We start from the raw sequence: 23,015 nt of genomic DNA on the forward strand, positions 1-23,015 counted from the left end.
CCAGGGCGCCGCTGACCGGTGGACGGCACCGAGCCGTACGCTTGAACTGAGAAGGGGGAGGCCTCGCGGCCTCCCCCTTTTTTTGCGTTTACGGGCTCTTGTCTCACATAGTAGCTGTGTTTTATAACCCTCGTTTGTCGCATCTTCTGTGAACGGGCTACAATAACTTAGTCTGTGCGATATGGAGGTGAACATGGCTGAAGCTGGTATCGGCGTTGATATCGTCGAGATTTCCCGTATGAAATCAATTCTTGAAAAGACGCCGTCGTTTGCTCGGCGTGTGTTTACCGAAGAAGAGCGTGCGTATTGCGATGCATCATCGCGTCCCGCTGCTCACTATGCGAGCCGCTTTGCTTCGCGCGAGGCGGTGCTTAAAGCTCTCGGCACGGGTTTTAGTCAAGGCGTGGGTCGCAAGGATGTTTCGGTAACGCGTGATAAACTCGGCAAACCGAAGGCGCTGCTTTCGGGCCGTGCACTCGAGATCGCTCATGAGCTGGGTGTTGTTGAGGTCGCTCTTTCCATTACCCTTACAGGAGACTTAGCCGTTGCGAATGCCATCGCGATTACCGAAGATGCTCGGCCTAAGCCAAAAGATGAAAAGGTGAGCACTAAGAAACGCGTTGCGCAGACATTTAAAGAGGCTCGCTCTGTTTTAGATGAGCTTGAGCAGCTGCAGAATTCAGCATTGACGGAGCACCTGGGCGATGCTTCGCAAGATACGCTAGGAGCATAGATGAAACCGGTTTTGAGTACCGAAGAAGTCGTTCGTCTCGAGGATATCATCGAACGCGAAGGGACTTCGAAGGCCGAGCTTATGGAGCTAGCGGGTGAGTTTGCCGCCAACGAGGTCTTGAAGCTCAATCCCGATCGGGTTCTCTTTCTGGTCGGTTTTGGTAATAATGGCGGCGACGGTTGGGTTGCCGCCGATATCCTGAGCCATAAGGGTGTGGACGTGGATATCGTTTCTCCGGTTGAACCGGATGAGATTCCTGCTGCTCTGGCACGTCATGTTGCTCGTCGTACTGCCGGCCGCGATGTGCACGTTTGCGTCGGCCCTTCGCGTTACGAACTCGAGGTTTTGATCGATAAGGCCGATGTTGTTGTCGATGCCATTTTTGGTACCGGTTTTCACGGGAATCTGCGTGCGCCGTTCTCCATCTGGATTCCTACGGTCAATGAATGCGCCGATTGTGTCGTATCCATTGATGTCCCCTCGGGCCTGAATGCCGAGACGGGCGTTGTTGATGACGACTGCATTCGTGCCGAACATACGGTGACGATGATTGCGCCCAAGATTGGTTTGTATAGCGCCGATGGCCCTGAGTATGCTGGCGATTTGATCTGCGGCAATCTTTACGACCGTCTTGACGAGGTCATCGATGATGTCGACCACGCCGCCGAGATTGTCGAGCCCGGTGACTTAGTTGATTTCTTTGCTCCACTTCCTACGAATATCGATAAGTATTCCCGTGGCTCTGTGCTTATTGTCGCCGGATCTGCGCAATATCCTGGTGCTGCCATTATGGCGGCCAAGTCTGCAGCTCGCGCGGGTGCTGGTTACGTGGCAGTCGCGGCTCCTGACGCCTGCGCTAATCTTATTCGCATGGCACTTCCTTCGATTCCCGTCTTTGCTATTCCGTCTGATTCCCGCGGCTCCTTTGGCGCCGCTGCGCGCATGACGGTGTGCGAGATTGCAAAGAAGTACAGCTGCGTACTGTGCGGTCCCGGTATGACGACGTCTGCCGGCGCTATGCAGGTGGTTTCGGGCTTGCTCGAGCTTGATGTACCGCTTATTTTGGACGCCGATGCACTCAACTGCCTTGCTAAGATTGCCATTGACGGTATTGATAGTAATCCCGAGATGTATCGTCGCGAGCAGCCGTTGGTTATGACGCCGCACTATCGTGAGCTTTCGCGTCTGGTTGCCGGTGACGAGGTGAACGACCTTGGTACCGCGATTGCGGCCGCGCAGAAGGTTGTCTGGGCTGCAGGCTCCGACAATCTGGTGGTCATTGCCAAGGGGCCGACGACGGCTATCTGTGGCGTTGAGCGTGTGCTGCTGCCGCTCTCGGGTCCGGCTTCTCTGGCAACTGCCGGTTCGGGTGATGTTCTCGCGGGTATTTTGGCCGGCACGCTTGCCACCATGCGCGACGAGATGGATCGTTGGGAGTTGCTGTATTCGTACGCCGTCGCACTTCACAGCTACGCCGGTTTTGCCGCGGCGACGGAGTATGGTGAGAAGAGCGTCATCGCGACCGATCTTATCGACTTGATCGGTCCTGCCATGGAACTGGCGGCAAAGGATGCGCTCGAAGATCTGGGAATCATGGACGAAGGGTCGGATGACTAATCATGAATAAAGCCGATTTGACGCGCTGGTCCTGGGTCGAGATCGACCGCGGGGCGCTCCGTCGCAACACGAGGGCCTATAAGAACTTGCTGAATCCACGTCAGCGCCTGTGCTGCGTGGTCAAGGCCGATGCTTATGGTCATGGAGCTGTTGAGTGCGCCAAGATCATGTATTCGGCCGGTGCCGACATGTTTGCCGTGGCGACGGTTAACGAGGGCGTTGAGCTCCGACAGGGCGGGATCACGAAACCCATCCTCATCCTAAGCGAGCCGCCTATCGAGGCCATTCCGACGTTGCTCGAGTTTGATATCATGCCCTCGGTCTATACGTCTGACTTTGCTCTTGCGTATGGCGAATGTGCCGTCGCGGCGGGCAAAGTGGGCAAGTATCATCTCGCCATCGAGACGGGTATGAATCGTATCGGCGTACACTACACACAGGTGCTCGACTTTGTCCGCGGTATTAATTTCCATCGCGGTATTCAGTGCGACGGCGTATTTACGCACTTCGCCACGGCCGATGAACCTTCGGGCTGGGACTACAAGCTGCAGTGTCAGCGCTTTACCGAGGCCGTTCAGGCCATTAAGGATGCGGGTTTTGAGTGCGGTATCGTGCACTGCGCCAACACGCCGTCCTCGATGCTCGACCCCTCGATGCATTTTGATATGATTCGCGCTGGCGTTGGCTTGTATGGCATGCAGCCGTGCGAGCTGAGTGGCCGCGTGATGCAGCTTGACCCCGTTATGAGCGTCCATGCGCGCGTGACGCGCGTGGCACACCCTGCGATGGGTGAGGGCGTGGGCTACGGTTTTACCTACCGCGTACCGCGTACGCGCGTTCAGATCTGCACGCTGCCGATCGGTTATGCCGACGGCCTATCGCGTACGCTTTCCAATCGTATGGATGTGCTGTATCGCGGCGAGCGCGTGCATCAGGTTGGCAATATCTGCATGGACCAGTTTATGGTCGCCATTCAGTCCAACCCGGCACACGAGATTCCCGAGGCCGAGTATGGTGACGAGATGATTATTGTCGGCCGCGATGGCGATGCCGAGATTACCATGGACGAGATGGCCCGACTGCGCGGAACGATTAACTACGAGGTCGCCTGCGGCTTTGGCATGCGTCTCGACAAGGTCTACGTGTAGGAGCCGCTATGGGCGTCATGCACATCCCCGGCCATAGCCATCAGGCGCCACGTGAGGTCGCACTCGAGGAGATTGAGGCCGTTCTGGGCGATTGTCACCTCTGCCAGCTCTACCAGTCGCGTCGCAATATCGTGTTTGGCGTGGGAAACCCCCGCGCTCGCGTGATGTTTATTGGCGAGGCGCCGGGCCGCAATGAGGATTTGCAGGGCGAACCCTTTGTGGGGGCGGCGGGTGAAGACCTCAACGGCATTTTGTCGCTGGCGGGGCTCAAACGCGAAGACGTCTACATTGCCAACGTGCTTAAATGCCGCCCGCCGGGAAACCGCAATCCGCGTCCCGAGGAAGTGCTGGCTTGCTCGCCGTTTTTGCGTGAGCAGATTCGAAGCATCTGGCCCGATATTATCGTGACGCTCGGCAACCCCGCGACGCACTTTGTGCTTAAGACCGAGATTGGCATTACTAAGCTGCGCGGCAGGTTCCACCAGATGGGGCATTTTGTAGTAATGCCCACGTTTCATCCGGCAGCAGCGCTGCGCAATCCGGCGTGGCAGGAGCTGCTGGAGGAAGACTTTAAGATGCTGGGCGATTATCTGGAGCGACATCCCGCATCAGAGGACGCCTCGGAATAATAAGGAGCATATATGTCCCTGGAGCGCCTGGGGGTAGGTACTTACAAAACGACTTGCGCTGCCGATACGGAGTACTTTGGCGAGCTAATTGCACCGTGCCTTGAGGACGGCGATGTACTCATCCTGACCGGTGGCCTGGGAGTGGGCAAAACTCACTTTACCAAGGGCGTCTCGCGCGGGCTGGGCGATGGGCATATGGTTACGAGTCCTACGTTTGCGCTCATGGCCGTTCACGATCAAGGTCGTATTCCGCTGTTTCACTTTGATCTATACCGCCTGGAGCATGCCTACGAGCTCGAGGATACGGGCATTTTCGATGTGCTGGGCTATGAGGGTGCTTGCCTGCTGGAATGGGGCGAACAATTCCAGGACGAGCTGACGGACGAGTATCTTTCGGTGACGCTCAAGCGTGATGAGGGCGACAGCGATGTGCGAACGATAACGCTTGAGGCGCACGGTGACCGCGCAATGGAGCTTTCCCATTTGATTGATAAGGCTGTACAAGATGAGCTTGCATAACGACAACGCGCTGGTGGTGGCGCTCGATACCTCGACCGACATGCTTGCCTGCGCGGCAAGCTGGATTGATGGGCAGACGGGCGAGACGAAGCTCGTGAGTGGCGACCACATGTGTCGCCGTCACGCCAACGTTGAGCTCGTGAATACCGTTGATGGCGTGCTGGCTCAAGCCGGTCTGGATCGCAGCGATGTTGGTTGCTATGTGGTCGGCCGCGGCCCGGGGTCCTTTACGGGTGTGCGCATCGGCATCTCCACTGCCAAGGGCCTCGCGCGTGGTGCCAATGTTCCGCTGCTGGGCGTGTCGACGCTCGACGCATGCGCTTGGACGGCGTGGAAGGCTGGCGTGCGCGGCAAGCTTGGTATCTTGGCCGATGCTATGCGCGGTGAGGTATATCCGGCGCTGTATATGCTGGTCGACGAGGGTCCCGAGCGTCAATTTGAGCGCGAACACGTGGTCAAGGCCGCCGTGGCGCTCGATGAGTGGCGCCGAGCAGCGGACTGGGACCAGGTTCAGCTGACCGGTGACGGTCTCGTGCGCTATGGCAAGCTGCTGGGTGAGGACGAGACCGCCCGCTGCGTGGAGCGCGACCTGTGGTGGCCTTCGGGCGAGGGCTTGCTGCTCGCGCACGCTGCGGGTGACGGCGATCCGGCCCGCGTCCTGCCGATTTACACGCGCCTTTCGGATGCCGAGGAAAACGAGCGCAAGCGTCTTGGTCTTGCCGAGAGTGCGCAGAGCGAAATTACGGGCGTTGCCGATGAGCTCGCCGGCCGTCATCTGCAGTTCCGTCCCATGGGCGCGGCGGATGCCGAGGGCGCGAGCGCGCTGGAGGCTGCCTGCTTTGAAGGTGCCGGACACGAGGCGTGGACGCCGGGCATGTTCCTGTCCGAACTGGGCGAGGACGTCGCTGCGCCGCGTAGTTGGTGGGTGGCACACGACGACGGCAAGCTACTGGGCCTTGCCGGCGGTATGGTCGTGGACGGTGATGTGCAGATTCTGGATGTCGCCGTCGACCCGGCACATCGCCGTGAGGGCATTGCCCGCAAGCTGCTGTCGCATGTGAGCTATGATGCCCAGATGCTCGGCTGCACCACGGCTTCGCTCGAGGTCGAGGACGGCAACGAGGGAGCGATCGCGCTTTATAACGCTCTGGGCTTTACCGAGGCAGGACGGCGCCGCGGCTACTATGGTGCCGGCAAGGATGCCATCGTCATGACGGCTCCGCTGCCCCTGGTGCTTCCGGTCGACAATGCTTCGCCCGAGCCGACGGCGGCAGAGCAGCGCGTATGGCCGCTGCCTGCTCCTGGGCGCTCCGAGGGGGAACGTGCCGAAATTGAGCGCCGCCGCCTAGTGCTCGCTATCGAGAGTTCCTGCGACGAGACGGCCGTGGCGATTATCGATGCGGATGGCAATATGCTGGCCAACCAGGTGTCGACACAGATTGATTTCCATGCCCGTTTTGGCGGCGTGGTGCCCGAAATCGCCTCGCGCAAGCACGTTGAGGTGATCGTGAGTGTCGTGGATGCGGCGCTCGAGGATGCCGCAGCATCGCTTGGTCTTGAGGATGGAGCCATTGCCCCCAGCGAGCTTGCCGCCGTGGGCGTGACACAGGGTCCGGGCCTGGTGGGCGCACTCGTGGTTGGCGTCGCCTTCGCCAAGGGCTTTGCCTACGCTGCCGGCAAGCCGCTCGTGTGCGTCAACCATCTGGAGGGGCACCTGTTTGCCAACCTGCTGGCGCAACCCGACCTCAAACCGCCGTTTATCTTCACGCTTGTCTCGGGTGGGCACACCATGCTCGTGCACGTGAAGGCGTGGGGCGACTACGAGGTGCTCGGTGAGACGCTCGACGACGCTGTGGGCGAGGCCTTCGACAAGGTAGCCAAGGCGTTGGGTCTGGGCTATCCCGGTGGCCCCATCATTTCCAAGCTGGCCGAGACGGGCAACCCCAAGGCGATCGATTTCCCCCGTGCGCTTAACAGCAGAGGAGACTATCGCTTCTCGCTTTCGGGCCTTAAAACCGCTGTGACGCTCTACATTGAACAGGAGACCAAGGCCGGTCGCACGATTCACCTGCCCGATCTGGCGGCTTCGTTTGAGGCAGCTGTCTTTGACGTGCAGTACAAGAAGGCCAAGAACGCGCTGCATGCCACCGGATGCAAGGAGTATTGCATCGGCGGCGGCGTCTCGGCTAACCCGCATCTGCGCGAGATGATGATCAAGAAGCTCGGGCGCCAGGGCATTCGCGTGACGGTGCCGCCCTTGTCTGCCTGTACCGATAACGCAGCCATGATTGCGGAGGTCGCTCGCCGTAAATTCGACCGAGGTGAAATCTCGCCGTTCGACGTCGACGCCGATCCAAACATGACGCTGTAGTCGTACGGGTGCGGTCCCCGGCGCTGCCCGGGCGCCAGCGGCCGCATATGAACTTTCCTGCTCTACAGTCCTGCTCACGACGGAGGCCACATTAAGTGGCCTCCTGTTCGTGCGGAACTCGCGATAAAGTTCATATGCGGCCGCTGGCGCCCGGGCAGCGCCGGGGACCTTTCTGTATCGATATAGCTTCTGAGCTGGTTTGGCGTCGACAACGTCCGGCAAGGTTAGCCAGCTGCGTCGAATTTCCGGTGTGCTTTAGCTGAAAGAAAAAGATGGTGTGCGGAGCTTTGCTCCGCATTTGGGATGGGAGCCCCTCGGGAGCGGGCGGGCGTATACAAGGTTTATCGCGAGTTCCGCACGAGCCGGAGAGCACTTAATGTGCTCTCCGTGCGAGCAGGACTGTAGAGCAGGAAACCTTGTATACGCCCGCCCGCTCCCGAGGGGCATCTCTCATGCAAAAACTGTCGTGGGGTAAAGTCCGAGGTCAGTGGCGTTTTATACCGAGAAATCCAAAAAAGTTGAAAATTCATTACAAATTTGCGTTGACTTTAGGTAACTAAAGTTTCATACTCCTTTTCAACCACTGGGGGATGTGAACACGCACGGATCGTTCACATCATGATTGAAGAGGATTTCTTAGACATGTTCACGCATCAGCTAAACATTATCAGCGTAGTAATTATCTGATGCGGGTTAGCACATACAGCTAGCCCGTACGATAACGGGCGGCTGATGAAGATGAGGGCCGTCGAGCGCAACCGACGGCCCTCATTTTTTATGTCTAGGAAGTTCTTTTTAGAGGAGGAAATGTAATGAACGGAGTTTTGCTCATGGTTGTGGCCGCGGCGGTGCTCGCCTGCGGCTATCTGGGCTACGGCCGCTGGCTGGCCAACAAGTGGGGCGTTGACAAAGAGGCCCTCACGCCGGCCAAGCGCATGAAGGATGGCAAGAGCTTCTCGCCCGTCTCCGCCTTCACCGCGTTCTCGCACCAGTTCAGCTCGATCTGCGGTGCTGGCCCTGTTACGGGTACGATCGTCGCCATGGCCTTTGGCTGGCTGCCCGTCGTGCTCTGGGTCCTCGTCGGCGGTATCTTCTTTGGTGCCGTCCACGACTTTGGTGCTCTGTACGCTTCGATGAAGAACAACGGCAAGTCGCTCGCTCAGCTCATCGAGAAGTACATCGGCAAGACCGGCCGTCGCCTGTTCCTGCTGTTCTGCTGGCTGTTCTGCATCATCGTCATCGCCGCCTTCACCGACATGGTCTGCAAGACGTTCATGTTCACCCCGGCCGTTGACGCTTCTGGTGCTGCTACCGGTGCCATCGACTTCACCAAGTCCTATGCCGCCGGCTGCGCTGGTACCATCTCCATCCTGTTCACCTTCGTCGCTATCGCCTTTGGTTGGGCCCAGAAGAAGTTCAACCTCACCGGCGCTGCCGAGTTCGTCACCGGCGTGGTCCTCATGGTTCTCATGTTCGCCGTCGGTATGCAGTTCCCGGTCTACCTGGATAAGTTCCAGTGGTTCGCCGTCGTCATGGTCTACCTGGTCTTCGCTGGCGCTATGCCCATCCAGATGCTCAAGACCCCGCGTGACTACCTCACTTCCATCATGATGATCGTCATGATCGTCTGCGCTGTCCTCGGCATCGTCGTCCTGGGCGTCAACGGTCAGGCCACTATCACCGCTCCGGTCTTCACCGGCTTCTCCACTGCCTCCGGCATGATGTTCCCGGTCCTGTTCGTCTCCGTCGCTTGCGGTGCTCTCTCCGGTTTCCACAGCCTCGTTTCTTCCGGCACCTCTTCTAAGCAGGTCGAGAAGGAGCAGGACGCCGTCAAGGTCGGTTACGGCGCCATGATCGTCGAGTCCTTCGTCGGCATCCTTGCCATCATCGTCGCCGGCATCATGTTCTCCGACATGAACACCGCCGGTACCGGCGCCCTCAACGCCGGTGTCGCTTCCACCCCGTTCCAGATCTTCGCCGCTGGCATCTCCCGCGGTATGCAGGCCTTCGGTGTTGACGGCACGCTCGCTACCGTCTTTATGACCATGAACGTCTCCGCTCTGGCCCTGACCTCGCTCGACGCCGTCGCCCGCATCGCCCGCACCTCGTTCTCCGAGTTCTTTGCCCAGACCAACGATGCCCTGGCCATCGAGTCCAAGGCCGGCTATATGAAGGTCCTCGGCAACCCCTGGTTCGCCACGGTCGTTACCCTGCTTCCTGGTCTCGCCCTCGCTTTTGGTGGCTATGCCAACATCTGGCCGCTCTTTGGTGCTTCCAACCAGCTGCTCGGCGGCATGACCATGATCACCCTCGCCGTGTTCTGCAAGTGCACCGGCCGCAAGGGTTGGATGCTCTACGTGCCCGTCGTCTTCCTGCTCTGCTGCACCTTCACCTCGCTGGTGCAGAGCGCCATGGGCTGCATGACCGCCGTCCAGGCTTACGGCTTCTTCGGTACCATCCCGGCTACCGCCACCACGGCCGCCGTCTCCGTTGCCGCCACCAAGGGCCTGCAGCTCGTCTTTGCCGTTCTGCTGATGGTCCTGGGCCTCATCGTTGCCGTTAACTGCCTCAAGGAGTTCTTCGGCAAGGAGGCCGGTTCCATGCCTGACGAGGATCCCGAGTGGTCCGAGATGGGCAAGGCCGAGTATGGCCGCACTGCTGCTGCCGAGGCTCCCGTCGACGCCGAGGCCGCCAAGGCTTAGTCGACCTGACGAGTTGAACGTCACATCTATATGACTCGGAAAGACCGGGTCCGCGACTTCGCGGGCTCGGTCTTTTTTTTCATGCAAAAGCGGGTGACGCTCGAGTGTTCTCGCAGATGTTTTGCATGGATAAGGGCGCGCGTTGTACCATATGGACGTATATGTGTGCATATGAAAGGGGCCCCGTGGCCAAGACGGTATATTCCGATAACCAAAATAATGTCGATGCCCTGGCTGAACGTCTGAGCAGCCAGACGTCGCTTTCTGCCGAGCGTGCCAAGCTGGTTGCCTACGACCTGCTCTGCCGCAAGGCGCTCAAGATTAAGTCGAGTGCGCTGGCGCAGATTTTCCGCTCCGTCGATAAGGAATGTGACACCAAGGCGATGCGCGATGAGCTTATCGCGGCAAATATCGTGACAAAGATCGAGGGTAGCGGCATTAACGGGCGCCCGGCGTTCTATACCATCAATGCCGAGATCAGCGATGTCCAGGAGCAGCCTGCCGAGTCCGTCGAGGATTTCGTCGTCGAGGATTCCGCTGACGTGCCTGCTGTGGAAGAAACTGCTCCGCGTGAGCATGTCGATACCGATGAGTTGCTCGATGAGAACGTCGTGCGTGCCTTTACGGCCAAGGCAGGACGCGGCGGTTTTGGCGGGGGCGGCAAGCGCGATGCTCAGCGCCGCGCCCAGCAGGAGCGCTTCCGTCGCGCCGTTGCTCAAAAGGGTGAGACGGATGCTGAGGCCGTCGAGGAAAAGCCCGTTGGGATGCAGGAGCCGACTCGCACTCAAGAGCATGCTGGGATCCAGGAGCCCAAGCGTCGCCGCGGTGCCCATTTTAAGGCCGAGCAGCGAGGTATTGCATGCGAGGTCCAGGATTCCGTCGAGGCTGCTGACGCGTCCGATGAACCGGTCAAGAAGGCTCCGGGTTCATGCCGTCCCGGACGTGGTTTTGCGGGGCGCGCGTATCCCGTAAGGCATCAGGAGAAGAGCGAGCCAGCTTCGACCACTCAGGACGAGAAGGCCGAGAAGGCCGTTGAGCCGGCGGCTCGCGAACAGAAGCCTGCTGAGCCGCAGCTTGAGGTTGATGCCGAGGCCAAGGGCCAGCAGCCTACTGATGAGCAGGCGGAGCAGGGCGCGTCGAGCAAGCCTCGCCGCCGTCGCCATCGTGGGGGCCGCAGTTCCCATGCCGAGACTGCAGCCGAGAAGATCACGCCGCAGGACGAGGATGCGAAGGTCGAGGTTTCTTCGGGGCAGCCTAAGCGCCAGCCGGCGAAGGAGAGCAAGTCCGATCGTCCGCAGAAGCAGGCGCCTATGCCGAAGCGCGAGCGCAATTCCCAAGGCGATTCTAAGCGCAAGTCTCAGAAGAAGCCGGAGTCTGCCGCAGCAGATACTGCTGCCCGGCAGCCCAAGTCGGCCGCCCACGGCGAGGTCTCGGCGTTTGCTCTTGCCCGCGTTTTAGGCAGGCAGCTGCTCAAGGTTGTCCCTACGCCCACGGCGCTCTCTAAGATCAAGGAGCAGCAGACGCAGATCGTAAAGGTCGAGGGCAAGGACGGCAAAAAGGCTCCGCAGCGCACTCAGCACAACGAGATGTCCAACCGCAAGATTGCCGAGGAAATCGCAATCATCCAGGCTTGGATCGAGCAGAACCGAGGTGCCGATACGCCGGTTGCCTCGCGCCGCCAGCGTGCCTACCAGATCTTTAACGACGAGAAGGCTTTTGACGGCAAGCACGGTGAGCGCTTGATCAGGCGTATGACCGAAAAGGGCATCAGCATGCAGGCGATCAAGGTCGCCCCCAATCGCCCCGTGCACTTTACGGGCTTCTTTACGCTGGGAGCCGACAAGCCGTTCATTATGGTCGAGAACCTGGACACCTACGACGAGATCGTCAAGCTGCTGCGTGGCCGCAAGCACGCCAAGCTCTTTGGCATCAAGGTGGGCGGCGTGATTTTTGGCGGCGGATGCAAGGCGAGCGTCTCGCATGCCCTGGACGATTATCTGGCCGAGATTGGCTATCGCTTTAACTACGTCTACTACGTGGGCGATATCGATCGCGAGGGCGCGCGCATCGTCGAACAGGCTCGCAATGCCAATGTGGTTGAGATTCGCCTGCATGCCGGCATGTACCGCGCCATGCTCGCCGAGCATAAGCGTCGCGTGAAGGCCGGCGGCGAGTGCGAGCCCGCGGCTGCCAACCAGGGCGTGCCGCAGAACCTGGCAGCGACGATCAAGGATCTGCCCATGGTTACGCGCGTGCAGTTCCGCAACGTGCTGCGTGAAGGCGGGCGCATTCCGCAGGAGATTCTGATGACCGCAGACTATCGGGATGGCGACTCGGGAAGCTTCGACCGCATGCTGAACAACTAGATTCCGCCGGCCCCGGGAGAGCGGGGACACCGGCTTAGGTTTCCTGCTCTACAGTCCTGCTCACGACGGAGGCCACATTAAGTGGCCTCCTGTTCGTGCGGAACTCGCGATAAACCTAAGCCGGTGTCCCCGCTCTCCCGGGGCCTGTGGTTACTTGGTTGTTGCATGCGGCTCGCTTTTCGGAACTGGGCTGATATTTCAAGATGTAAGGCGCTCTTGGTCGTTATGGGCCTGGGGCGTCTGTCTTATATAGGTAGATTCCTTGCGGGTTCGAATCCCTCCGCTTGCCCACAAGAAAGCGCTCCAGGTTCATAAGGGCCTGGAGCGCTGTGTTCTTAAGGGCTGGGACGGAGGGATTCGAACCCCCAACAGCCGGCACCAAAAACCGGAGTTCTACCGTTGAACTACGTCCCAATGTGTGGTGTTGCCCAAAAGCAACTCGTTTAGTTTACCTAATCTGCGAGGGCATCGCAAACGCCATCGAGCAGGCGTACGGCGAGTGTCTGCGCGTCGCTGGCCGTGAAGGTGCCGTTGTAGCGCGTCATGCCCGTGAGCTCAATGCGAATGCGTGCCGGCTTCTGCTGCGCGGCGACATTGGCAGTGCGGATGCGCTGGGCCAGGTTGTGGCACTCGGCGAGGGCAATCGTGGCGCGCGGTGCGGCGTCGGCGGGCAGCTCGTCGCTTGCGATCTCGAGCACCAGATCTACGTCGGTTGGGACCTCGGAGTCGCAGAGCATCATGCCGCTGTTGTCGGTCGTTGCCGTGGCGATATTCCACATGCGCGACGCAACGCTGCGCGCGATGGGGTCCTCGCCGATAACGGCAATCTGGAAGCGCTCGAGCACGTTGGCGGCGCGAGCAAAACCGATGCGGGACTCGGCTTCGGTGACCGAGGGCTTGCCCTCCCACACATGGTGCAGGCGGTTGATGTAGGCGTAGGTGTCCTGGAAGGCCATGCCGTCGGCAAACAGGCCGACATTTTCCTGGAACTGCTGCAGGGCGGCCTCGGTATGCGGGCCAAAGTAGCCGTCGTCTTCGCCACAGGCAAAGCCCAAAACGTTGAGAGCGCGCTGCAGGGCCTGCACATCGGCGCCATGGAAATTGGGCATGCGCAGATAGAGGGTGCGGTCGCCCAGCTTATACGAAGCGTCTACAAGGGCGCTCCAACAGGGGATATCGACGGCATGACCGGCAGCAAGGCCGCTGTCGAGTCTGAAGGTGCTGACGGCCTGCTCAGTGGTGGCTCCAAAGTACTTGTCGGTGACTTCGGCGGCATCAATCGTGTAGCCGAGCTGCAGGAGACGAGACTGCACGTCCTCGACGGCTGCTCCTTGCATGCCCGTTGTAATAGGTTCCATGAACGAACCCCTTTCGGCGTACCATTCGTACTATTTGAGCGTCTGTCGGATAGACAACGCAAAGGGATGCATAAACATGCACTCAACAGTGTAGCAAGTTGTGCCTAAATACGCTGCTGACAGGTTTTATAACCCCCGTTAGTTAAGGCGCTCCACAAAGAAATCTGCCATGGAGAGGAACAGCTCGCGTGCGTGCGGATCAAGCTCAACGTTTTCGATGGCCGCTTTGGCCTTAGCGGTCAGGTCGAGCGCGTAAGTGTGGGCGTAATCGATAGAGCCGGCCTCTTGGAAGATCTCCACGGCGCGTGCGAGCTGCGCGGGATCATCGGTGCCCGAGGAAAGAATCGCCTCGACCTCGTCGTGGTGGCGCTCATCAGAGAGGGCGTGTACGGCGACAAGCGTGCGCTTGCCCTCGGTGATGTCGGTGCGGAAGTCCTTGTTGGCGGCTTCCTTAGTGCCGACAAGGTTGAGCAGGTCGTCCTGAATCTGAAAGGCAAGGCCCGTGTGCAGGCCAAAGGCGCGCAGCGCTTCGATTTGCTTATCGCTGCCGCCGCCGATAATGGCTCCGGTGGCAAGCGGCGTGGCTCCGCTGTAAAACGCGGTCTTGTGCGTCGCCATGTCCAGGTAGTCATCAACCGAGATATCAAAGCGCCCGTCACGGACCCAACCCAGGTCGAGTGCTTGACCCTCGATGGTGCGGACGATCATCTCGGTAAGCTCGTGGAGCACGCGCAGCTTCACGTCGGACTCCAGCGTGGGGTCGTCGAGAACCGTCTTGGTGACCATGGTGAGCGCCAGGTCGCCACAATTGATGGCAAGGCCCGTGCCCTCGGTAAGGTGCATGCAGGGCTTGCCTCGACGAAGCTGTCCGTTGTCGGCTATGTCGTCGTGGATCAGCGCGCCCGACTGGAAATGCTCGATGGCTGCCGCAGCGCTGCGGGCGCTCTCAAAGCTACCGCCCACTGCGGTTGCGGCGAGCATGCAGATAAGCGGGCGGTGGCGCTTGCCGGCGTTGGCCGTAAAAGCCGAGAGCGGCGCATACAGGTAGCGCTCGATATCGGCAGAGGTCGCCTGTCCGTCAAAGAACGTGGCCAGATAGTCGTTAATCTGGTCAAAGTGCTGGGCTAAAAAGCTGGTAAACGGACTGGACACGGGTTCTCGCATTCTTTCTGAGGTTGCATTGATGCAATATGCAGACAACATATTGCCACATCAGGGCGTTTGGCGCGGCAGTTTTGGCGATTTAGGACAACGGGCGTGCGTTTGATGGAGTGTGCCTAAATCAGCCTAAAATGCTCGAGCGCCGCAACGACACCGTCGTGATCGACGGTGTCGGTCACGTAATCGGCCTTATCCTTGAGATAGTCCGGCGCATTGCCCATGGCGATGCCGACATCGACGGCATTCATCAGCGAGACGTCATTGCTGGCGTCGCCAATGCCGTATACGGTTCCGTGGTGGGGATCGAGGGCGTCGAGTACAGACTGGATACCCCCGCGCTTCGTGCATTCGCGGGGCGAGATTTCGGTTACCTCGAGTTCGAGCTCGTTAAAGCACAGCAGCGGCTCAAGTGCCTTATCTTGAGCGATGTGGTTGGCGAGCGATGTAGACATCAAGATCTTGTAGACACTGTAATGTTGCAGCTGCGTGACTGCGTCGCCCAGGGTGCGCGCGTATCCGGGAGCATCGGGGGCATCGGCACTCATGCGCACGACGCCGTTGAGGCCCTCAAAGCGGATGACCTCGCCCGATTGCTCAAGGTAGGGGGCAAGACGCTGCAGCATACTGGGCGTCATCGACAGATCGCGAATTGCATGTCCGTTGATCTCGGCGTAACCGCCCGCAAGACAGACGATGCCGGTCCAGGGCAGCTCAAGAAGTTTGGGGTGGATGCAGCTGAGGGTGCGTCCTGTGCAGATGAAGGCCATGTTGCCGTTTGCAACGAAATCGCGGATGGCCTGCGAGACCGCCTCGTTGGGATAGGGGGACAGGTCACGCTCGCTCTCGGGAAGCTCTTGTGCCACTCGAGGGTCTTGCCAGGCGAGCGTTCCGTCTATATCGAAGAAGCAGATATCGCCGTGCTTATGGGCTGCGCTGGCGACAGGGGAGGCCGAGGTGGTGGGCACAAATCCCGGCTCGAGGCCCATGATCTGGTCAAAATGCTCTTTAACGCGGGGAACGGAGATGCCGATGATCACCTGGGCGGTCTTGCCCGTAATGATGAGGCCCTTGGCACCCACCGCGACAAACGACGCGTTATCTGCAACGATGGAAGGGTCTGCGACCTCGACGCGCAGACGCGTGGCGCAGTTGGTTGCGCCCACGATATTGCCAACGCCACCTAAAAGCTGAATTACCCGCTCAGCGAGGACGTGATCTTGATCGGATCGACTATTGACCTCGTCATTGGGGGATTGCTCTTTGGCAAAGTCGTTTCCCGTTAAACAATCGATTGCCGCGCGATTGGCGACATGATCCTCGCGGCCCGGTGTCTTAAGGTCATAGACCAAGATGAGTGCTCGAAAACTAACAAAAAAGATGAGGCTAAAGGCAAGGCCGATACCGAGCGCCAAAAGATAGGCACCGGCATGCGTGCGCATGAGCGGAATAAAGTTGAAGGCTGCCATCTCCATGAGGCCGCCCGAGAAGATGCCGACGATGCCAAAGAGATTCATGGTTGTGGCAAGGCAAGACGATAAGACGGCATAGAGCAAAAAGAGCCCGGGGTGGGTGAACATAAAGAGAAACTCGAGTGGCTCGGTAACGCCGCAAACCACCGAGGCGATGATGGCGGGAACAAGGATGACCCTGAGGCCGGCGCGGCGCTCGGGTTTTGCGGTGGAGTAGAACGCAGCTGCGATGGCAGGAAGGCCAAAGAGCTTGACCCAGCCGGTGGCGGTAAAACCGGCCCACGGCGCAAGCTCATTAAGGGGGCGCGTGCTATGGGAGAGGATGGGGAGCAAGCTGCTCCACGTGGCGTAGATGCCGTCGTTAATGACCAGGTTGTCGTAGTAGATCGGCATGTAGAGCAGGTGGTGCAGCCCCATGGGCTCGAGTGCTCGCTCCAAAAGCACAAAGATGCCCACGCCAAAGGGGCCGACGCTCGTAAGTGCATGGCGCAGCGTTTCGGTCATTGCGTATACGGAGGGCACGATGGCGGCCGAGATAGCGGCAAGGGCAAACACGGCAAAAAAGCTGATGAGGTAGACCAGCGAGGAGCCCGAGAAGGTGCCGAGCCAATCGGGAACCTTGGCATCGTAGAAGCGGTCATGGATGGCGACGACGGTTGCCGATACCGCCAGCGGGCCGATAATGCCGGTGTCGAGCGTCTTGATGCCGTCGATGACGGTGATACCGTTGGCGGGGGTCAAAGATGACGGGTACTTAAGTCCAAGGTTGTCTCCGCTCAGCTTAATGATCTCGCTCAAAAAGAAGCAATAGGCAAAATAGGCCACGAGTGCCTCGAGGCAGCAGCGTGCCGGTTGCTTTTGGGCAAGACCGATAGGCAGCGCTACGGCAAAAAGGAGCGGGAGGCGTTTAAAGACCGTCCATGAGCCGCGCTGGATGATAGCCCAAAAAATGTACCAAGGGGTTCCGTATACGGCGAGATCGCCGACGATGTCCGCAGTCGTTGCGAGAGCGGAGACGCCGACCATGAGGCCTGATATAGAAAACAGCATGGCGGGAGCGAACATCGCCCCGCCAAAGCGTTGGATTTTTTGCAGCATGTTCTGCCTTCCGAATATCGAGGCGCGTTGCGCGTGGGGAAACGTTTAAACAATGGATTCATTGTAGAGGACCAGACGATTGTCGTACCGGCAGTTTTGAGCGAAACCGATTTGGGCACGACAGAAACCGTCAACGGTTAAATCCTGTCGCTTTACCGATATTCGGTTTAAACAACTTTAAGAAATGCTATCGTGCCTAGCCGGAAATAAATAATGTAGAGGTGAAACAATGCCAAAAGCGATATACGAAGGAATCTACCGCGAGATCCGTTCGCGCATCATTAACGGGACCTATGCGTTTCAGGAGATGCTGCCAACCGAAGCCGAGCTGACCGCGGAATTTGGCTGCACGCGCAATACCGTCCGCCGCGCTTTGAGCATGCTGGCCGACGGGATGTTTGTGCAGCCCATACATGGCAAGGGCGTGCGCGTTATTTGGCTTAAGGGCGAAACCGACATGTTGGGCGCACTCGAAGAGGTTGAGTCGTTTGGCGAGTTTGCAAAACGCAACAATGCCGTTGCATCGACGGTCGTTAAGTCCTTTGAACATTTGATTTGCACCGAGCAGCTCTCTTGTCGCCTGGGCTTTAGGGTGGGCGAGGAGCTTATTCGCGTAGTGCGTGTCCGAAGCCTTAACGGCAACGCGCGCCAAGTGGACCATGGCTATTTTTTGGCGTCGATCGCCAAGGGCCTGACCCCCGAGATCGCGGCAGATTCTATTTACGGCTATCTGGAGCACAAGCGCGGTGTCAAAGTGATGGCGAGCCGTCGTACGGTGAGTGTCGAGCTCGCCAACGATGAAGACTGCAGCTATCTTGACCTCGGCAAATACAACTGCGTTGCCGTCATGGAGAGTCAGTCGTACACCTCGGATGGCATTTTGTTTGAGGTGACGCACACTCGCACACACCCCGAGATCTTCCATTACCGCGTCAATTCCAAGCGATAGCCGGCTAGCTCGCAGCCTGCGAGACTCATGTCCTCAAAGCGAAAACGCCCGGTCAAACCGACGGTACATCGGCTTGACCGGGCGTTTTCTCTGCATTCAATAACAAATAATTGTTTATACAAAACTTGTCAAGTATCAAGTTGAAATTACCGTTCACCGAAGTTTTTCTACCGCTCTAGTAATACTTGTTCAAACAACTATCCAAATAGCGTATCGTACAAATCAGCAAAAGGGGCAAAGTCCCCGAGCCAATCTCCGAAGGCGGCGGCAAAGGGTGCCGCCACGGTGTGAAAGGGTGGATTGTAATGAAGAACGAAATGAGCAGAAGGCAGTTCCTGGGCTTTGCTGGTTCCGCGGCTGCGGTTCTTGGTCTGGGTCTCGTGGGCTGCGGTGGTTCTGCCGGCTCCGGCTCCTCTGCTTCTGGTGACGCTGCCGAGGTCTACTTCCTCCAATTCAAGCCCGAGGTCGACAAGGAGTGGAAGGAGATCGCCAAGGCCTATAAGAAGGAGAAGGGCGTCGAGGTCAAGATCGTGACCGCTGCCTCCAACACCTACGAGGAGAAGCTCAAGTCCGAGATGTCCAAGAGCTCCGCTCCGACCCTGTTCCAGGTCAACGGCCCCACCGGCCTTAAGAACTGGAAGGATTACTGCGCCGACCTGTCCGATACCAAGCTCCGCGGTGAGCTCATTGACGACTCCCTGGCTCTGCAGTCCGATGGCAAGGATCTGGGTATCGACTGGGTCCAGGAGAGCTACGGCATCATCTACAACAAGCAGCTGCTCGAGAAGGCTGGCTACAAGGCCGAGGACATCAACTCCTTCGACAAGCTGAAGGCTTGTGCCGACGACATCCAGGCCCGCAAGGACGAGCTTGGCATTGAGGGCGCCTTCACTTCTGCTGGCATGGATGACTCCTCCAGCTGGCGCTACACCACCCACCTCGCCAACCTCCCGCTCTACTACGAGTTCGAGAAGGAGCACAACCAGGAGGACGACGAGATCAAGGGCGAGTATCTCGACAACTTCAAGCAGATTTTCGACCTGTACATCACCGACTCCACCTGCGATCCTTCGCAGCTTGCCTCCAAGACCGGCGACGACGCCACCAACGAGTTCGCAACCGGCAAGGCCGTCTTCTATCAGAACGGCTCCTGGGCCTACGCTGACCTCACCAAGGCCGGCATGACCGACGATCAGATTGGCATGATGCCCATCTACATCGGTGTCGACGGCGAGGAGAACCAGGGCCTGTGCTCCGGCGGCGAGAACTACTGGTGCGTCAGCTCCCAGGCTTCCGAGGATGCCCAGAAGGCCACCGAGGACTTCATGTATTGGTGCGTCACTTCTGACACCGCCACCAGCATCATCGCTGACAAGATGGGTCTGACTGCCCCGTTCAAGAGCGCCAAGGAAACCACCAACGTCTTCTCGCAGCAGGCCGTCGCCATGGCCAAGGACGGCAAGAAGACCGTCGCTTGGGACTTCGTCTACATCCCCTCTGAGGAGTGGAAGAAGAACCTCAAGCAGGCTCTGATCGCCTATGCTGCCGACAACAGCAAGTGGGACGGCGTCAAGAACGCCTTCGTCGATGGCTGGAAGACCGAGAAGGCTGCTTCCGAGTAAGTAGTTGCTGCCCAAGCTATCTGATTAGCGACAGGGGGCGGGCAGACGTTGGTTTGCCCGCCCCCTGCATATTGAAAGGACCCTTCTATGGGCAAAGCACTCAAGCGCTGGTGGCCGCTCTTTATGCTGCCCACGTGCCTGGCGTTTATGATCGGGTTCGTGATCCCCTTTATCCAGGGCTTCTATCTCTCGTTCTGCCAGTTTATTACCATCAACAATACGCACTTTGTCGGTATCGAGAACTACGTGCGCGCACTGTCCGATCCGCAGTTTGCCACGTCGTTCTTCTTTACCGTGGCGTTTGCCTTCCTGTCGACGGTGCTCATCAACGTGATCGCCCTCGCCATTGCGCAGGCGCTCACCCGCAAAGCGCTCAAGGGCACCAACATCTTCCGTACGATCTTCTTCATGCCTAACCTGATCGGCGGCATCGTGCTGGGCTACATTTGGCAGATTCTGATCAACTGCCTGCTCTCCAACGTGGGCGCCCAGCTCATCGCCCTTAACTCTGCTGCTGGCTTCTGGGGCCTTATCATCCTGACCCTGTGGCAGCAGGTCGGCTACATGATGATCATCTACATCGCTGGTCTGCAGTCCATTCCGTCCGACTACATCGAGGCCGCCAAGGTCGACGGCGCCACGGCATGGCAGACGTTTTGGAAGGTTAAGATCCCCAATCTGATGCCGACGATCACCATCTGCCTGTTCCTGTCCATCACCAACGGCTTTAAGCTGTTCGACCAGAACCTCGCCCTTACCGGCGGCGCTCCCGCACACTCCACCGAGATGCTCGCCCTGAACATCTACAACACGTTCTACTCGCGTGCTGGCATCGCATGGCAGGGCATCGGTCAGGCCAAGGCAGTTATCTTCTGCATCCTGGTCGTAGCAATCTCCATGATCCAGCTTAAGGCCACGAGGTCCAAGGAGGTGCAGCAGTAATGAAACGCGATAAGGTTATCAACCGTGCGCTCTCGATCTTCTTTACGATCCTGTCGCTCGCATGGATCTACCCCGTGTTCATGATTGCGCTCAATTCCTTTAAAAAGGCAACTGCAATCAGCACCACCACGGCATTCGATCTGCTCACGCCCGAGACGTTCAACGGTCTCGCAAACTACGTGCACGCCCTTAACGAGCAGGGCTTTGCCTCGGCGTTTATGTACTCGCTCATCATCACGGTCACGTCGGTCGTGCTGATTCTGGTGTGTTGCTCCATGTGCGCTTGGTACGTGGTTCGTGTCAACAACAAGATCTCGAACTTCTTCTATTACCTGTTCGTGTTCTCGATGGTCGTGCCCTTCCAGATGCTCATGTTCACGCTGTCCAATTTGGCGGACCGCATCGGCTTTAACACACCGTTCAACATCTGCTTTATCTACCTTGGCTTTGGCGCGGGCCTGGCGGTCTTTATGTTCGCCGGCTTTGTAAAGAACATCCCGCTCGAAATTGAGGAGGCAGCCATGATCGACGGCTGCAACCCGGTCCAGGTGTTCTTTAAGATCGTCCTCCCCATTATGAAGCCCACCTATCTTTCGGTCGGCATTCTCGAGACCATGTGGGTCTGGAACGACTATCTGCTGCCCTACCTTACCCTCGACTCCACCAAGTACAGGACCATTCCTATCTTGATCCAGTACTTCCGCGGCGGCTACGGCCACGTCGAGCTCGGTCCCATGATGGCCTGCATCATGATGGTCGTTATCCCCATCGTCATCATGTACATCCTCTGCCAGAAGTACATCATCGACGGCGTGGTGGCAGGTGCCGTCAAGGGCTGATGCCGTAACTGTTTTGCAAGTTTCTGCGGCGCCCCTCAGCGCGGCGCCGCATATCGAAAGGTAAAGACATGGCCGAGATCGTTCTCAAACATGTTCAGAAGGTGTATCCCAACAACGAGTCCAAAAAGAAGGGCTTCTTTGGCAAAAAGAAGAAGACCGAGGAGAAGAAGCACAACCTCAAGGTTACCGAGGACGGCGTGCTCGCGGTAGAGGACTTTAATCTCACCGTGCATGACCAGGAGTTTGTCGTTCTCGTTGGCCCGTCTGGCTGCGGCAAGTCCACGACGATGCGCATGGTCGCTGGCCTGGAGGACATCACTTCGGGCGACGTGCTCATCGACGGCAAGCGCGTCAACGACGTGGCGCCCAAGGACCGCGACATTGCCATGGTGTTCCAGAGCTATGCTCTGTACCCCAATATGACGGTGTACGAGAACATGGCGTTTACGCTTGAGCTCAAGAAGGTCCCCAAGGACGAGATCGACCGTAAGGTTCGCTCTGCTGCCGAGATCCTGGGCATTACCGAGTACCTCGACCGTAAGCCCAAGGCGCTCTCGGGCGGTCAGCGTCAGCGCGTCGCCATCGGCCGCGCCATCGTGCGTGACCCCAAGGTCTTCCTGATGGACGAGCCGCTGTCTAACCTGGACGCCAAGCTCCGTAACCAAATGCGTGCCGAGCTCATCAAGCTGCGTCACGAGATCAAGGGCACCTTTATCTACGTTACCCACGACCAGACCGAGGCCATGACCCTCGGCGATCGTATCGTGGTCATGAAGGACGGCGTCGTCCAGCAGATCGCCACCCCGCAGGAGGTCTTCAACCACCCCGCGAACATCTTCGTCGCCGGCTTTATCGGCGTGCCGCAGATGAACTTCTTCGATGCCCAGCTGGTGCACTCGGGCAACGGCTTTACCGTCAAGACCGAGGACATGAATGTGGCGCTCGCTCCCGAGACCTGCGCTCAGCTTGCTCTCAACTGGGACGGCGGCGACGTGAAGGAGATCACGGCCGGCGTGCGCCCCGAGCAGATTCTGCTTGCCGACAAGGACGAGGAGGGTGCGCTCCAGGGTACCGTCGAGGTGACCGAGCTCATGGGCTCGACCGAGCATGTCCACGTGACCGCTCCCGACGGCCAGTTTGTCCTGATCATTCCCGTTGTCGACCTTGAGGCCAAGGGTGCACTCAAGGCTGGCGACACCATCTGGTTCAAGTTCGAGAAGAACGCGACCCATCTCTTCGATAAGGTCTCTGGTAAGAACCTTATCTAGGCCCGGTGCATCCAGGCCCTCCCTTTGGGCGACTGCGGTATTGCCATCCTTTTGCCGCGGTCACATATAAGGCTCCCCTCCCGTCCACTGGGCGAGAGGGGAGCCTTTCTTTGTGTTGGGGTTGTCTGGCCGGTCGTTTGTCTCGATCTGTAACGGGTAGGGCCGATTTCGGACGTTAGATGTTACAGATCGAGACGGTTCCGCTGAGCTAACCATTTCATCTA

16 protein-coding genes and 1 tRNA gene are annotated in these 23,015 nt (G+C 58.6%); 13 read left to right on the top strand and 4 right to left on the bottom strand.

Annotated elements, in window-relative coordinates; genetic code table 11:
• Positions 1-193 precede the first annotated feature (193 nt).
• The 8 genes from acpS to I2G40_RS08425 all read left to right on the top strand — a co-directional run bounded on the left by acpS (position 194) and on the right by I2G40_RS08425 (position 12,085).
• Positions 194-733, top strand: coding sequence for a holo-ACP synthase (gene acpS, locus I2G40_RS08390; RefSeq protein ID WP_117630072.1), 540 nt, complete (start codon positions 194-196; stop codon positions 731-733).
• On the top strand, positions 734-2,350 hold the full coding sequence (locus I2G40_RS08395; RefSeq protein WP_195544783.1) for an NAD(P)H-hydrate dehydratase: 1,617 nt from the start codon (positions 734-736) through the stop codon (positions 2,348-2,350). It begins immediately after the preceding gene.
• Between the two features lie 2 nt (positions 2,351-2,352).
• A complete protein-coding gene (gene alr / locus I2G40_RS08400) occupies positions 2,353-3,498 on the top strand; it encodes an alanine racemase (protein WP_035137770.1) in 1,146 nt (381 codons plus the stop codon).
• A gap of 8 nt (positions 3,499-3,506) precedes the next feature.
• Complete coding sequence (locus tag I2G40_RS08405; protein ID WP_195544784.1) at positions 3,507-4,127, top strand: uracil-DNA glycosylase; 621 nt, start codon at positions 3,507-3,509, stop codon at positions 4,125-4,127.
• Positions 4,128-4,139: 12 nt separating this feature from the next.
• Positions 4,140-4,646 (top strand): tRNA (adenosine(37)-N6)-threonylcarbamoyltransferase complex ATPase subunit type 1 TsaE, encoded by a 507-nt coding sequence (gene tsaE, locus I2G40_RS08410; protein ID WP_006235849.1) that lies wholly within the window; start codon positions 4,140-4,142, stop codon positions 4,644-4,646.
• On the top strand, positions 4,633-7,017 hold the full coding sequence (tsaD, locus tag I2G40_RS08415; protein ID WP_195544785.1) for a tRNA (adenosine(37)-N6)-threonylcarbamoyltransferase complex transferase subunit TsaD: 2,385 nt from the start codon (positions 4,633-4,635) through the stop codon (positions 7,015-7,017). Before tsaE ends, tsaD begins: the two co-directional genes overlap by 14 nt.
• An 812-nt stretch (positions 7,018-7,829) precedes the next feature.
• Complete coding sequence (locus I2G40_RS08420; RefSeq protein ID WP_195544786.1) at positions 7,830-9,719, top strand: carbon starvation CstA family protein; 1,890 nt, start codon at positions 7,830-7,832, stop codon at positions 9,717-9,719.
• A gap of 185 nt (positions 9,720-9,904) precedes the next feature.
• Entirely contained in the window at positions 9,905-12,085 is a 2,181-nt protein-coding gene (locus I2G40_RS08425; protein ID WP_195544787.1) for a hypothetical protein, read from the top strand.
• Positions 12,086-12,427: 342 nt separating this feature from the next.
• Here the strand turns inward: I2G40_RS08425 and I2G40_RS08430 are convergent.
• The 4 genes from I2G40_RS08430 to I2G40_RS08445 form a co-directional block, all read right to left on the bottom strand.
• Positions 12,428-12,499, bottom strand: a tRNA-Gln gene (locus I2G40_RS08430).
• A 38-nt stretch (positions 12,500-12,537) separates the two neighbouring features.
• Positions 12,538-13,443, bottom strand: a complete 906-nt coding sequence (locus I2G40_RS08435; protein ID WP_022094145.1) for a peptidoglycan-binding domain-containing protein — start codon at positions 13,441-13,443, stop codon at positions 12,538-12,540.
• A 138-nt stretch (positions 13,444-13,581) separates the two neighbouring features.
• Complete coding sequence (locus I2G40_RS08440; RefSeq protein ID WP_324252595.1) at positions 13,582-14,595, bottom strand: polyprenyl synthetase family protein; 1,014 nt, start codon at positions 14,593-14,595, stop codon at positions 13,582-13,584.
• Positions 14,596-14,720: 125 nt separating this feature from the next.
• Positions 14,721-17,171, bottom strand: coding sequence for a PTS transporter subunit EIIC (locus tag I2G40_RS08445; RefSeq protein ID WP_195544789.1), 2,451 nt, complete (start codon positions 17,169-17,171; stop codon positions 14,721-14,723).
• A 229-nt stretch (positions 17,172-17,400) separates the two neighbouring features.
• Here I2G40_RS08445 and I2G40_RS08450 point away from each other — a divergent pair, with 229 nt between their 5' ends.
• From I2G40_RS08450 to I2G40_RS08470, 5 genes are all read left to right on the top strand, one after another.
• Positions 17,401-18,120, top strand: a complete 720-nt coding sequence (locus tag I2G40_RS08450) for a GntR family transcriptional regulator (RefSeq protein ID WP_138375221.1) — start codon at positions 17,401-17,403, stop codon at positions 18,118-18,120.
• A gap of 305 nt (positions 18,121-18,425) precedes the next feature.
• A complete protein-coding gene (locus I2G40_RS08455) occupies positions 18,426-19,742 on the top strand; it encodes an ABC transporter substrate-binding protein (RefSeq protein WP_195544790.1) in 1,317 nt (438 codons plus the stop codon).
• A gap of 87 nt (positions 19,743-19,829) precedes the next feature.
• Complete coding sequence (locus I2G40_RS08460) at positions 19,830-20,684, top strand: carbohydrate ABC transporter permease (RefSeq protein WP_055285610.1); 855 nt, start codon at positions 19,830-19,832, stop codon at positions 20,682-20,684.
• Positions 20,684-21,523 carry a carbohydrate ABC transporter permease gene (locus I2G40_RS08465; protein WP_195544791.1) on the top strand — a complete coding sequence of 280 codons (840 nt, stop codon included), beginning with the start codon at positions 20,684-20,686 and terminating at the stop codon, positions 21,521-21,523. The genes I2G40_RS08460 and I2G40_RS08465 overlap by 1 nt, the downstream gene beginning before the upstream one ends.
• Positions 21,524-21,591: 68 nt before the next feature.
• Positions 21,592-22,791: an ABC transporter ATP-binding protein gene (locus I2G40_RS08470; protein ID WP_195544792.1), complete on the top strand. Its 1,200-nt coding sequence runs from the start codon at positions 21,592-21,594 to the stop codon at positions 22,789-22,791.
• Positions 22,792-23,015 lie beyond the last annotated feature (224 nt).

It is taken from the genome of Collinsella aerofaciens (genome assembly GCF_015558785.1).
In the GTDB taxonomy this organism is placed as follows: Bacteria; Actinomycetota; Coriobacteriia; order Coriobacteriales; family Coriobacteriaceae; genus Collinsella; species Collinsella aerofaciens_P.